Annotated in this window: 15 protein-coding genes; 7 read left to right on the plus strand and 8 right to left on the minus strand. The window is 45.9% G+C overall.

Going from position 1 to position 12,692, the window contains the following annotated elements; genetic code table 11:
- Positions 1–229: 229 nt before the first annotated feature.
- The 3 genes from SGI98_06830 to SGI98_06840 all read right to left on the minus strand — a co-directional run bounded on the left by SGI98_06830 (position 230) and on the right by SGI98_06840 (position 2,529).
- Positions 230–1,330, minus strand: coding sequence for an adenylyltransferase/cytidyltransferase family protein (locus tag SGI98_06830; GenBank protein MDZ4743118.1), 1,101 nt, complete (start codon positions 1,328–1,330; stop codon positions 230–232).
- A 70-nt stretch (positions 1,331–1,400) separates the two neighbouring features.
- Entirely contained in the window at positions 1,401–2,024 is a 624-nt protein-coding gene (locus tag SGI98_06835; protein ID MDZ4743119.1) for a hypothetical protein, read from the minus strand.
- Between the two features lie 121 nt (positions 2,025–2,145).
- The gene (locus tag SGI98_06840) at positions 2,146–2,529 is read right to left on the minus strand and encodes a dUTPase (protein ID MDZ4743120.1); all 384 of its coding nucleotides are present in this window, start codon (positions 2,527–2,529) and stop codon (positions 2,146–2,148) included.
- Between the two features lie 302 nt (positions 2,530–2,831).
- On the opposite strand from SGI98_06840, the gene SGI98_06845 reads away from it, so the two are divergent.
- Positions 2,832–3,371, plus strand: a complete 540-nt coding sequence (locus SGI98_06845; protein MDZ4743121.1) for a hypothetical protein — start codon at positions 2,832–2,834, stop codon at positions 3,369–3,371.
- Positions 3,372–3,431: 60 nt separating this feature from the next.
- Positions 3,432–4,364: a thioredoxin-disulfide reductase gene (trxB, locus tag SGI98_06850; GenBank protein ID MDZ4743122.1), complete on the plus strand. Its 933-nt coding sequence runs from the start codon at positions 3,432–3,434 to the stop codon at positions 4,362–4,364.
- A 207-nt stretch (positions 4,365–4,571) separates the two neighbouring features.
- Here the strand turns inward: trxB and SGI98_06855 are convergent, their stop codons facing one another.
- Positions 4,572–4,826: a type II toxin-antitoxin system RelE/ParE family toxin gene (locus tag SGI98_06855; protein MDZ4743123.1), complete on the minus strand. Its 255-nt coding sequence runs from the start codon at positions 4,824–4,826 to the stop codon at positions 4,572–4,574.
- Between the two features lie 416 nt (positions 4,827–5,242).
- On the opposite strand from SGI98_06855, the gene SGI98_06860 reads away from it, so the two are divergent.
- The 4 genes from SGI98_06860 to SGI98_06875 are packed head-to-tail and all read left to right on the plus strand — an operon-like array spanning position 5,243 to position 7,609.
- Entirely contained in the window at positions 5,243–5,488 is a 246-nt protein-coding gene (locus SGI98_06860) for an antitoxin VapB family protein (protein ID MDZ4743124.1), read from the plus strand.
- Positions 5,485–5,886 carry a type II toxin-antitoxin system VapC family toxin gene (locus SGI98_06865; GenBank protein ID MDZ4743125.1) on the plus strand — a complete coding sequence of 134 codons (402 nt, stop codon included), beginning with the start codon at positions 5,485–5,487 and terminating at the stop codon, positions 5,884–5,886. The genes SGI98_06860 and SGI98_06865 overlap by 4 nt, the downstream gene beginning before the upstream one ends.
- A gap of 51 nt (positions 5,887–5,937) precedes the next feature.
- Positions 5,938–7,329 (plus strand): UDP-N-acetylmuramate:L-alanyl-gamma-D-glutamyl-meso-diaminopimelate ligase, encoded by a 1,392-nt coding sequence (mpl, locus tag SGI98_06870; GenBank protein ID MDZ4743126.1) that lies wholly within the window; start codon positions 5,938–5,940, stop codon positions 7,327–7,329.
- A 40-nt stretch (positions 7,330–7,369) separates the two neighbouring features.
- Positions 7,370–7,609 carry a type II toxin-antitoxin system Phd/YefM family antitoxin gene (locus tag SGI98_06875; GenBank protein ID MDZ4743127.1) on the plus strand — a complete coding sequence of 80 codons (240 nt, stop codon included), beginning with the start codon at positions 7,370–7,372 and terminating at the stop codon, positions 7,607–7,609.
- Between the two features lie 443 nt (positions 7,610–8,052).
- Here SGI98_06875 and bioD read toward each other — a convergent pair whose 3' ends face one another.
- Positions 8,053–8,703 (minus strand): dethiobiotin synthase, encoded by a 651-nt coding sequence (gene bioD, locus SGI98_06880; GenBank protein ID MDZ4743128.1) that lies wholly within the window; start codon positions 8,701–8,703, stop codon positions 8,053–8,055.
- Positions 8,704–8,792: 89 nt separating this feature from the next.
- Here bioD and SGI98_06885 point away from each other — a divergent pair, with 89 nt between their 5' ends.
- Positions 8,793–9,647 carry a carotenoid biosynthesis protein gene (locus tag SGI98_06885; protein MDZ4743129.1) on the plus strand — a complete coding sequence of 285 codons (855 nt, stop codon included), beginning with the start codon at positions 8,793–8,795 and terminating at the stop codon, positions 9,645–9,647.
- Here SGI98_06885 and SGI98_06890 read toward each other — a convergent pair.
- Genes SGI98_06890 through SGI98_06900 form a run of 3 tightly spaced genes read right to left on the minus strand, consistent with a single transcriptional unit; the run spans position 9,579 to position 12,390 of the window.
- On the minus strand, positions 9,579–10,757 hold the full coding sequence (locus SGI98_06890; GenBank protein ID MDZ4743130.1) for a glycosyltransferase: 1,179 nt from the start codon (positions 10,755–10,757) through the stop codon (positions 9,579–9,581). The genes SGI98_06885 and SGI98_06890 overlap by 69 nt on opposite strands.
- The gene (locus SGI98_06895) at positions 10,754–11,455 is read right to left on the minus strand and encodes a lysophospholipid acyltransferase family protein (protein ID MDZ4743131.1); all 702 of its coding nucleotides are present in this window, start codon (positions 11,453–11,455) and stop codon (positions 10,754–10,756) included. Before SGI98_06895 ends, SGI98_06890 begins: the two co-directional genes overlap by 4 nt.
- A complete protein-coding gene (locus SGI98_06900) occupies positions 11,452–12,390 on the minus strand; it encodes a phytoene/squalene synthase family protein (GenBank protein MDZ4743132.1) in 939 nt (312 codons plus the stop codon). Before SGI98_06900 ends, SGI98_06895 begins: the two co-directional genes overlap by 4 nt.
- Positions 12,391–12,692 lie beyond the last annotated feature (302 nt).

The following is a 12,692-nucleotide window of genomic DNA, read 5'->3' on the forward strand; positions in this document are numbered from 1 at the left end:
ATCCTCGACTGAAACGGACTTTCTCGGCTGGTGCTAGGAGTTTGAACCAATTATCCCGAGGGAATGAATGCAGTTCAATCCGTCGGTCTGAGTGGCGGACCATGTAAGGTTCCAATTTCTCAAGAGCAACTGCCACGGTCGGATAGCTGAATCCTAAAATGGATCTGTCGTCGGTGCAGGTCATCAAAGTGCTTCTCACAAAAATCGAGTAAAACCAAGAGAACTGAGCTCAATACTCAGAACGCATGTAAGGCTCGATTTTGACACAATTTTCACCGGTGACGAACTCCTCACGGTCTTGGGAATTTGCAAAGAGGTAAAGGGCATAACCACCCCAGCCCCCGCCGCAGTACTTACGGGCAATAGCCTTTGGTGATACAGGCAGATTATCCATTCCCTCTTTGATCTGGGCTTCATAGCTGAGATTAACGGCCTCTCCAAGGGTGAAAATCTTTGCTTCTTCATCCCGAACATAACAAGCCTTTTCAGCAATTTGCCCCGCACGATAGATGATATCAAAATCCCGTATTTTATCTGTAAGTGCCGGGGTTTTCCTAGTCTTTCCAGTATAATACAAAGCCATTTTACCCCGGAGATAATCGACATCGAATTTCGCGAGTAACTTAGGCTTCTGCCCAGACTCCCAAACGCACAAGCCCGTCTCAGAGATCACGACAGGATCTTGCCAACCCACCCCGCAATCAAGCTCACTACCGACCCCATCACTGCCCATGAGGATAGCATAAGCGGCTGAACTACCCAGTCCGGAACTAATCTGGTATTGCCATTCATTCAGGCTTACTAACGGGGAAATCGCGCAATTAACGATACGCCCGCCTGGCCTTGAGAATTTCGGTACATCCAACCATCCTCCAGCAAAATCCACCCGTAACGGCACAAAATGGGGTGCACGCACCCAGCGAATAATGCCGGAAGTACTGACTTGCTCAAAATTCAGTGTCTTGGGTAACCGGATATATTCAGCCCCCACTTGTTCGCAGAGTTTGCGTTTGGGTTCCTCGTACTGGTCATCATCAGTAACAGCTAGGATTTGCGGTTTGATTTCGAGGAATTGTTTATAAAAGTTTAACCCAAGATCCCCTTCCGTCTCATCGCTGATAATCACCTCATCAACCATCTCCAAATTCTCAATCAGACGCTTTTTATGAAGAACCGGAATCGCCGGACGCCGCCCTTTATGCTTCAGAAGCGCATTATCCCCGGCGATCGAAACAACCAGATAATCCCCCAACGCCCGGGCCTGCGAAAAAAACTCCACATGTCCCCCATGAATGATGTCATAACACCCGCTGATAAAAACTTTTTTCATCGTCAATTATTTATAAGCGTCTTTCGGGCCACTGGCAATCCCTGATCAGATCTAAACTAAAAAAAATCTGTTACTTGTTAAACTCAGCCAGTTCCTGCGCAATTTGCGCATAGAGTGCAGCAGTCCATGCTGGCACATCCGTCATCTTTTCGGGAATTTTTTCCTTTCGGAAATCTACCGGACTGATAATCACCTTGATATTTTTCACCCCCGTTTTTGCTGCTATCACAAAGAGTTCCTCAATTGCAGTATCTCCAACGGGAATACACCCAATCGTTACAGACCTCCCATGGATCATAATATCCCCACCGAGATTCACCCGACCGTCTAGCTTTGCCATACGCTGGTCAAATTCATTTGGGTAATCCACACGGAGACTCAAGTGATAGAGGCTATTAGGATTCAAGGATACGATCTTGTAAATCCCCTCGGGGATCTGCTCATCCCCTTCTTTGAGTTTCGGCCCTGATTTTCCACTAAATGCGGTAAAAGGATAAGAGCGGATGAATTTAAACTTTCCATCCGGTCCTGAAGCGTAAAGTTCGAGAACACGTTCATTTTTGAGCCCGACCAGAACAATTTGCGCAGGCGGCCACGCAATTTGCGCCCGATCAAAATATGGTTTCAACCGTGCAACGGCACCCGGCGCAAATTGCTCCAAGCGATCATCGATCGTGAATTTTTTTTCAGCCATTTTGATTTTAGCGAGTTGTCCCGCCATTGTTAAGGCCGGGTAACAAAACCAGATAACTATTCCGCAAATCAATACTAGAAGGGCCAGCCTGATTAATCTCACTTTACCAGTCACAAATCCCTCAAATATGTTTACTATCGTTCTCGTCCTTCGTGGTGTAACCGGAGTCTTGGCGCTTGAAATTGACCTCGTTCTTCTTGAGATAGGCATTAAACACATCATCGGCACTCATCCCCAGGACTTGAGCCATGGAAATCAGGAAATGGAAAAGGTCCACCACCTCTACCCGGGCATTTTGCTCGTCGAATTTCTGGTATTTAGCCCACCACTTCCATGGCATGCTATCGGTGAGCTCGGCGAGTTCCTGCTGTGTCGCCCTCACATAATTTAAAATCCATTTGGCTTTCTCTTCATCATCCATCTTGGCGGTGTCGACGCCGATACGGAGATTTAAGGCCTGTTGCATACGGAACATTTCTCGGAGTTGATCTATGGCTTCGCTCATAAGTAGGGCGGATTATGGAAAGCAATTTGCCCGATGTAAAGCGTTCTATTCTCCGGAGTATTGAGTTCGACATTTCTCTTCCCTCCTTACAAACATGAATAAACCCTCAATTTTACATCTTGTCATATTCATCCGCCCTTTTGGATCCATACCTGATGGGACCTATCCCTTGATTCATTTCATTTTAAGGTTTTTGGAATATCAAGCTTTAACTCGCCGCATATCCCATCGCCGTATGGCTCGAAAGTCATGATTAAAAATTGCCCTGTTTTCAAAGCCAAATTTAAGCTTATATTGAATCCATGGGCATCGCTTTCATAGTGGATTATATCAAGAATTTGAGTTTTCTCGAGGTATGGGAGTTACTCAGCTATGTTGTCACCGTCATCGGGTTACCTCTGGCGATCTACACCTATATGCAAGAGCGGAAAAAGGAACGGGAGAATGACGAAGAGGAAATCTACCAAGAACTCATGACCTCCTACACGAATTTCCTGATTCTCGCGATGGAGAATTCCGACCTTAAACTGCTGAGAAAAGATTTTAGCGGGATCAAACTTGACGACGAACAAAATGAGCGCAAATACGCCCTCTTCGAGATACTTACCTCGCTTTTTGAACGTGTTTATATCCTGACCTATGACGAAAAAATGGACAAACAAGGCATTCGCCGCTGGAAATCTTGGGAAGATTATATGAGGGAATGGTGCCGCCGGGCTGACTTCCGGAAAGATTTGCCGGAATTACTGAGTGGTGAGGATCAAGATTTTTCTAATTATATTATGACTATTGCGACTCAAGAAGAGGCTAAACTTTCTGGAAAAAATGAATCATCCACTTGAATTTTTACTGATTTGAGGCACTACTTTAAACATTCATCACAACAAAGGATTTAAGATTCAATGGAAAATGTCGTCATTATAGGATCAGGTTGCGCCGGATTTACCTCGGCCATTTATACAGCCCGTGCAGGCTTAAAACCCCTCATGTTTACCGGCATCATGCCCGGAGGGCTACTTACTACCACCACGATCGTGGAGAATTTTCCGGGTTTTGAAAATGGCATCGATGGATTTACCCTCATGATGACCATGCGCAAACAGGCGGAACGTTTCGGCACCGTCATGCGGGATCTCGAGCTTGTCGAAAAGGTCGAGCCAAAAGGAAAATATTTTGTCGTTCACTCTGGCGGCGAACAAATCGAGGCTAAAACTGTCATTATCGCCACAGGGGCCGGACACCGCCATCTCGGGTTGGAGAGCGAACACCTTCTTGAAAATAAAGGGGTTACATATTGCGCGACCTGTGACGGTCCTAATCCCATTTTCCGTAATCAACCCCTGGTTGTTGTCGGTGGCGGGGACTCTGCCCTCGAGGAGGCCACGTTCCTCACTCGGTTCGGGTCAAAAGTTTATCTCATTCATCGCCGCGAACAGCTCCGGGCTTCAAAAATCATGCAAGAACGGGCTCTGGCTAATGAAAAAATCGAGTTCGTCTGGAATTCCGTCGTCGAAGACATCCTCGACCCGAAACAAGACAAAGTCACCGGGGTAAAAATCAAGAATATTGTGGACGGTTCGACCAAAACCCTCGATTGCGCCGGGGTTTTTGTCGCCATCGGACATATACCAAATACCCAGTTTGTCAGGGACTTAGTAGACGTGGATGAGGATGGCTACATTCAATGCACTCGTGGAAGCGAAACCAAAACCCCCGGTCTTTTCGCCGCAGGGGATTGTGTTGACCGCACTTACCGCCAAGCCATCACAGCAGCCGGCCTCGGTTGCGCCGCCGCCATCGATGCCGAGCGTTATCTGGCTGCCCAGGAATCTTGAGCAAACATCATTTCAGAGATAAACCACAGATCAACGCAGATTATCACAGATTTGTTTTATGATCGCAGCTTGCTCCGGATTATCCGGGGATAGGCTTGAAAGGGCAGAAGAGAATTTTATGCCTGCTTTTTGCAGTGGGGAGAGGCGTTGTCTCACAGATTTGGAGTAGTCAAATTTATTGATGTCCATCGACTGTTTATCGGTTATCTATACACATCCCCGGCGGTGTCCGATTTTCACGACCACGACTGTCACGACATCTTCGTGGATTTGGAAGAGTATCCGGTAATCGCCCTGCCGAATCCTATATTTCTCTTCCCCTGAAAGTTTCTTCGCCTGAGGTGGTCGAGGGTCTCCGGCGAGAGACCTAATTTTCTCCACGATCCGATCTCGATCCTTGCCCGGAATCTTTTCAAGTTCCTTGGCGGCCGACCGCTTGATCTGAATTCTATAACCGACCATCGGACTTCAATCCCTTGAGAAATGTTTCGAAGTCAAGCACGGGTACAGATTCACGCTCCCTGAATGCCTGAAGGTCATCAAAATCCTCTGAGAGTGACTCACGGATTGATCGGTTCACTAGATCCGAAACCTAAGACGATATCTCCGCTGCTTTGATCTTCAACGCCCTATGGAGGCCTTCTTCAAAATAGATGGTTGCTCGTTACATCCCCATAATTTGTCGCTAAAACATTAAAACGTCAATCACCCTCATAGAGTGAGTGAGTATATTATTACGTGAAATTATCGAAAGTTAATATATATATACTCCTTATAGTGTTGTACTTACAAATTTGTTAGGATTTTCATTTTCCTCTTTAGGACAAACAGAATACTTGATTATTCAAGTAAGTGCACTTACAGTGTGTTTATCCATTATGGCTGTTAAAACCATTACTATTGATATGGACTCTTATAACTTGCTTTCTTCCTTGAAAGCTGAGAATGAGTCCTTTAGCACACTGATCAAGAGACGGTTGAAGCCACATTCTACGGCCGCCTTGCTCTTGTCAAAATTGCCGGAGGTGGCATTAGAACCATCCACACTCGATGGGATTGAACATGTTTATTTATCCCGCAGCCATTCCCTGGCGGAATCGCCTCTCACGGGAGATGATGCATGATCTTGGATACCACATTCTGTATCGACCTGCTGCGCGATCAAACGGGAGGAAAAAACACAGGGGCATCGAAAAAACTCTCCGCACTCGGAGAAATAAAAATCAGCATCCCTATTTTTGTTATGTGCGAACTCCATGCTGGCGCGAGACTCTCCTCAAACCCGGACACGGAGACAGCAAAAATCAACAGGCTTTCCGAATTTATCGAGGTCATTTACCCCAGTGAAACCTTTGCTGTGAATTATGGCCAAGAAGAAGTGGCTCTGAGACAAAAGGGGACCCCCATCCCCACAATGGACCTGCTCATCGGCACCATAGCAAAATATCTTGGTTCACCACTCCTCACCCGTGACATTATCCATTATAAAAAAATCAATGGATTAATGGTAGAAACCTATTAACAAGCCTCTTCTCTGCTTGCCTAACGGCTCAAAAAGATTAGATAACAATTCATGCAAAATCCTTTCCGTTCGATTCACTTTATCGGTATTTGTGGAACCGCTATGGGGGCTGTCGCCGCAGCTCTGAAAGACGCCGGTTATGATGTGACCGGCTCCGACGAGAATGTTTATCCTCCTATGTCCACATTCCTCGAAGGCAAAGGAATCAGGATCATGCAGGGATTCAAACCTGAAAACCTCGCCCATAAACCCGACCTCATCGTCGTCGGTAACGCCATTAAACGGAGCACGGAAGAACTCGAGGCAGTATTGGAACAAAAACTTTATTACCTCTCCCTTCCTGAAGTCCTGAAACAATTTTTCCTCCGTGGAAGGCATAACCTCGTGGTAACCGGAACCCATGGCAAAACAACCACTACCTCGATCCTGTCTTGGATTTTCGAGTATGCGGGCAAAAATCCCAGCTACATGATCGGAGGAATCCCCAAAAACCTTTCCCAAGGTTGCATCATCCGTGACAGTAAACATTTCATCCTAGAGGGCGACGAGTATGACACCGCTTTCTTTGATAAACGCTCAAAATTCCTACATTATCTGCCTGAACTCGTCATTATGAATAATCTGGAGTTCGACCATGCCGATATATTTTCCTCTCTGGAGGATGTTAAAACAACATTTAAACGCCTCATTAATATCATCCCCCGCAACGGCATGATTGTTTATAATGAAGATGATGAGAATATCCGCAGTATCATCGACGGGGCCTTCTCCTCCTTGGTGAGTGTCGGCACTTCGGAAAATGCAGCCTTGCAAATCCAGAATTGTAAATATTTTAGTGACCGGTCGGAATGGACCCTTAAAGGTTTGGGAAATTTCAAACTCCGCATGATCGGTGAAATCAATATCCGCAATGCCTCCATGGCGATTGCCGCCGCTCATTTTTACCAAATTCCCGTGAATATCATCTGTGAAGCAGTAGAAAAATTCGAAGGGATCAAACGCCGCCAAGAGGTTCGTGGTGAAGTCAATGGCATTACGATCATTGACGATTTCGGGCACCATCCCACTGCCATGAAACAAACCTTTACCGCCCTGCACCACCGTTACCCCGGCAGAAAAGTCTGGGCGATCTTCGAACCGCGTTCAAATACCACCCGCCGGAATATTTTCCAGAAAGAACTCGCGGAAGCTCTCAGTATGGCAGACGGTATTTTTGTCTCCAAAGTCCACCTTCTCGAAAAAATCCCCGTCGCTGAACGCCTGAATCCCGAAAAAGTAATGGAAGATATCCGAGCAAAAGGAAAACCCGCTTTTTACGAGGCTGACGCTGACGCCATTGTCGCCAAAGCAAAATCTCATATTAAACCCGGCGATGTCGTCGTCGTATTCTCCAATGGCGGCTTTGACGGTATCCATCAGAAATTAATCGATACCCTTAAATAGTTCGTTTAATAAGGTGACTAAGTTACTTAGTCTATTATTGATGTCATCAATGTCCGCATTGAGCATTCACGCGGCGAAAACACATTTCTCAAAACTCATCAATCGCGCTCTTGCCGGGGAGGAAATCATTGTTTCCAAAGGCAAAAAACCCGTTGTCCGAATCGTCCCTGTAGAAGGAGCCAAAAGCTCAAGGACTCCCGGACGTGGAAAAGGGTTGGTTAAATGGATTTCAGAGGATTTTGATGCGCCGTTGGTTGAATTTGAAGATTTCATGAAATAATAAACCATCATCCAGCAAAGATCCTGATCCCAAACCAATAACGTGACATCAAACACCTACTTGATACCCATACTTTCCTTTTGTTTATGGAAGACTCTGATTTACTCGGTAAAAAGGCTTTGGAACCCATCATAAACACGGAAAAAACGATCTATCGGAGTGCTACCAGTTATTGGGAATTAACTTTTAAAATTTCACTCCGTAAAATTAAAATGCATCGTGATTGTCAATCCTTTATAAAGGAAGAGAAACGAATCAATCGGATCCCTAGACCTTCCGATCATGGCAGGAACACTGTGAACCTAATCTGACTCTCCCTTGGCATCATCGTGATCCATTTGACAGGCTCTTGATCACTCAAGCCATCGTTGAAAATCTCATTCCCATCACCAAAGACGATTTTATCAGAAAATACAAAGTCAAAACCCTCTGGTGAGCGACTCCTATAGGAACAGCTCCAGCACCTTCTCCAAGTCCGGTTCCCTTTGTCCATAATCGATCCGGGCGAGGATAGGCAGCCCGGTTAATTCCTCCAGAATAGGCGGATTGGTATTCGCCGAAATCAAATCAATATCCTGCTCCGACTGGTTCAGGATCAGACCGGCCAAGGGCAATTTTCCCTTGCGGATGGACTCGACAGTCAAAAGCGAGTGGTTGATCGTCCCGAGATTTGGACGCGCGACAACGATGACTGGAGAAGAAAACTCTTCTGCAAGATCACTCAGGAAAAAATCTTTCCTAATCGGGACACGCCAGCCACCGACTCCTTCGATCAAGACACAATCACAGAGACCCTGCAATTTATGAAACCCATCAAAAACCGTGCCAAGATCTATCAAACGATTTTCGATCATACTCGCTGTATAAGGCGCAGCCGGCGGACGCATCCATATCGGGTTAATATCATCAATCGTGATACCATCCTGGTGACCGCTATGAAAGAGGGAAAATGCATCTGAACGCTCCCCGCAAAGAAGTGGTTTATACCCACATGCCTTAATCCCCCTTTTTTTCAAAGCATCCAAAATAAGGCAAGTCACAAATGTTTTCCCGACATTAGTATCGGTCCCAGTAATAAAAAATGCGGATTTCATCCTGTATTAATGCCAAAATACATGGCTAAAAGCAATGTTCATACTGCATGAGCTTGAAGAATCCCCCGTTTCGGGGTTAATTAAATGGCGTGTCAGACAAAAAATCCATACTTCAAAAAATAAACCTCTTCTTTTGGGGCTTCTTCATTATTTGGGTCTGTGTTGGATTTTTGACGGCCTTGGCTGGGATGAAAATGCCACGTTGGATGTATTGGGCGGATGCCTGGACGATGGTTCTGGCTACAATCATCACTTACTTCTGGATGAGTGAACTTTACGGCATTACCAAAACAAGAATTTCATTTATCATCATCCTCGTCTGCTCCGGGGTGATAGAATACATCGGGACAAATACGGGTTGGCCTTTTGGCTTTTTTAAATATACAGACCGTTTTAGTAGTCTCTTCTTCTTTCCCTTCGGGCAGAATGGTATCGCCGTCATCATTCCTTTTGCCTGGGCCATCCTTTGTTTGAATGCTTATTATGTGTCGAATCAAATCCTTGGATGGCGTAATCACTGGGCTGCTTGCATCCTTGCCGGGATCATGACCATGCTTACAGATATTAATCTTGAGCCTGTCGCCTGGTATATGAGGGGATTTGACCAAGCTTACTGGCGTTGGTATACGGATGGCCAGTTCACGCAAATTGCCCAGACGATCCCCATCAAAAACTATATTTCGTGGTTCATTCTGACGGTCATTTTCCTCAGACTGTGCCCCCTCAAACGTGAGTATCCCGAAAAAACAAATTGGAAGCCCTTTATCATCCTGCTCGCATTCAATCTCCTCTTCATAGCCCATAGGATTCACTACACCTACCTCCAAGAGGAACCAAAGGCACCTAAGGAAATCGAGTTTTCCTCGGGTCGTGATTTAACCCAATGGACGGTATGTGCGACCCTTCCATTTCACTCCCCCGAGAAAACTCGTTTGTATCCATGAATTCATAGCGATCACCAGAGCCAATACCTGGCCAAAAGGATGGGCGAGGGCCCAGACGACAGATTGCCTGTACCTGAGTGAAAAAATCAGGCGGATCAGATAAATCAGCGCAATTTGCAGGACGAGCAGTGTCCCGATCGGGGTTCCGATAAAATCCCACCCATGTCGCGTCATCATGATCAATAAAAGCAGGAATGGCATGACAAAAACGGCGAGCTGGAGAAATCCAAAAAAAAGGAAAGCTCCCACACTCTTCTCAAAAGCGGCCCTCAGATTTTTTGTAAATCCCTCCCAAAGATCTAAGAACCGGTGATACATTCGGCAGGAAACGAGGTCAGTACCATCTGCATTTACCAATCTCCTACCCGCTCTCAAACATGCCCTGGCCAAAGCCACATCTTCGACAAGATGGTTCTTTACCGTCTCATGGCCGCCTAGTTCAAAATAATCTTTTCTCCGGTAAAAAATAAATTGTCCATTGGCGGCACCTAGCCCGGCATTTCGCACACGGTTGACCAACGCATGGGGAAGAAAAACTAAAAGGAGTAGATAAACAAATGGAATAATCAATTTCTCACTCCAAGTCCCCGCAACTTGCATAGGCCAGAGGCTCATCAAAGCGGCATCGGTATCCTGCGCATGTTTTAAAGCAGTCGAGAGACAGAGCGGATGAAAAACCGTATCAGCATCAGTAAAGAGTAAATATTCCCCCGTAGCTTGTGATGAGAGCTGATGACAGGCCCAACATTTTCCTACCCATCCCTCGGGTAATTTCTCCCCCGCAATCACTTTTAACTGGGGTAAATCCTTTGCCCACGATTGCAAAATAAAGGCTGTGTCATCTTCGGAACGGTCATTAAGGACAATGACCTCAAAGTCCGGATAATCCTGGAGGCTTAATGAGCGTAACAAATTGCCTATACGCAAGGACTCGTTGCGGGCAGGGATACAAACCGAGATTTTAGGACAGTTTCCATTCAGTTCACCTTGGGGAGAATTCACTGGACGCCGGAAAAAAATGAAATTCACGAGCAAATTGCCCAATAGCATGAGCAAAGCCACAAATGTCAGCAAAATGTACCCGTAAAATATCCAATCCTTGATACTCATGAGTTCCGTGGATTAAAGTGTTTACCGCTGAGCAGGCAGACAAAGCGTTCCCACTGCTTATTCATCGAGAGTCCCCCCTCCATCAATGTTTCATAACCATCAAAATCTTGTTTTTGAATATCTTGAGAGGTTTCATCCATGAGCCTCTCCAAAGTCGAAGCTCCGTGGGCGCTGTCAACATCAGGAGAGACCCGGGCAATATTCAAGAATAACTGGGGTCGGCTTTCCCAAAGATGTTCATACCGGATCGCCAGCGCGTAAAGTGCGGTATCCGGGGATTTTTTAATGATCCAATCCAGACCGGGCTTGAATTCCAGCGGGCGAACCCCATAGGGCACATGGCGGCCTTGGGGAAAAATAAAAATAACCGACCTTTGGTTGAGTAAGTCCAAAGCAGTTTTTAGTCCTCCGGCGGCCGTGCGGGGGGAAGTCAGATTGATTCCAAAAACACCGACATGTTTTAGAAAAGCAGCGGTTTTCAGGTTTTTTTCTTCCATCATCCCGTAGGCGGGTAATCTGAAAGTCCGTTTCAAGAAAACACAGGTGAAGGTATCCCACCAGCCAGAATGATTCGCACAGATGATTGCCGGTCCGTGCAATTTGCGTAACTCTCCCGCCCCTCGTAAGTGAATGGAGAAAAAATGTTTCCTCATTGACCGCCGGATCCAGAACCAAAGGAAATCTTCCACCGGTTTCATTTCATTCCCCCTTGTGACTGCCGCCATCTCCACCAGGATTTGAGCAGTAAGAACAATTTGCGCACGCCCGAGGTATGAACCCGACCTGCGTAGATATTATAATCCACTTTCTCGATCTCATCGAGAATCCCGGAGTAAACCGTGGACATAATCCAGACAGTCAATTGAGAACCATCATTGGCGAGTTTCAGGATACCGGGCTCGGCACTCCTGTAATATTCCCTAGTCCTACCAATCTGGAATTTCATCATGCTGATAAAATCATCATTGATCATGCCTTGGGCGATTTGCTCCTCGGAGTAGGCAAATTCCGAGAGTTCGGACGCCGGGAGATAAATCCGGTTATTGAGGTAGTCCTCATGGATATCACGCAGGATATTAGTCAATTGCATCGCCACCCCCATTTCGATCGCCTGTTTTTGGGCGGCTGGGTCAGAAAGCTCGAAAATCTTTGACATCATTAACCCGACAACTGAAGCCACATAATAACAATATTGATGGAGTTCCTCCCAATCCTTTATCCGGACAGGCCCCCGGTCGAGTAATACCCCTTTCATGAGGTCGCTGAAATAAACTTTTGGAATACAAAATTGCTCCACCGTCAACCAAAATGCGGGGGCCCACGGAATTTGCGCGGTTCCCGCATAGAGTTCATCAAGCAAGTTGCTGAGGGAGGCTTCAGCCCCGGACAAATCTTTTTTTTCTTCGACCGCCTTGTCGATTAAATCATCTGCATACCGACAAAAGGCATAAACCGCATAGGCCGCCCGCTTCTTCCGTTCAGGCAAAGCAATGGATGAAAAATAAAAACTCTTCGCATGTTTACGGGTAAGCTCCCGCGCCACCTCGAAGCTTTTCACAAAATCATCAGGACTATTCGCCCCGTTAATAGGCGATGACTTGATTAATGATAATTCCTGCCCAGTAAGTTGCATATCACATGAGAAACTAAAATAGAATCCCCTTCCTTACGAGTGTTTTTTAATCACCCTGACAATAGCTGAGTGATTCAGGAGTTTTCACTCAGTCCGTGATGTAAATCAGAGGTATTTCCGATATGGAATAATGAGGATCTTGGTTGCACACTGATAATATGTGAAATCTTTTATCGTTTCCATATCGTGCCTCGTCATACATTCATCTTGAAATTCACCGTCGCTGTCGATTCCAAATTCCTGATGTGGTTAACTGAAGAATTAGCTTTTAAATCCTAAAATCAATTCGAAAAGCATTTAAA

It is taken from the genome of Verrucomicrobiota bacterium, from assembly GCA_034440155.1.
In the GTDB taxonomy this organism is placed as follows: domain Bacteria; phylum Verrucomicrobiota; class Verrucomicrobiia; order JAWXBN01; family JAWXBN01; genus JAWXBN01.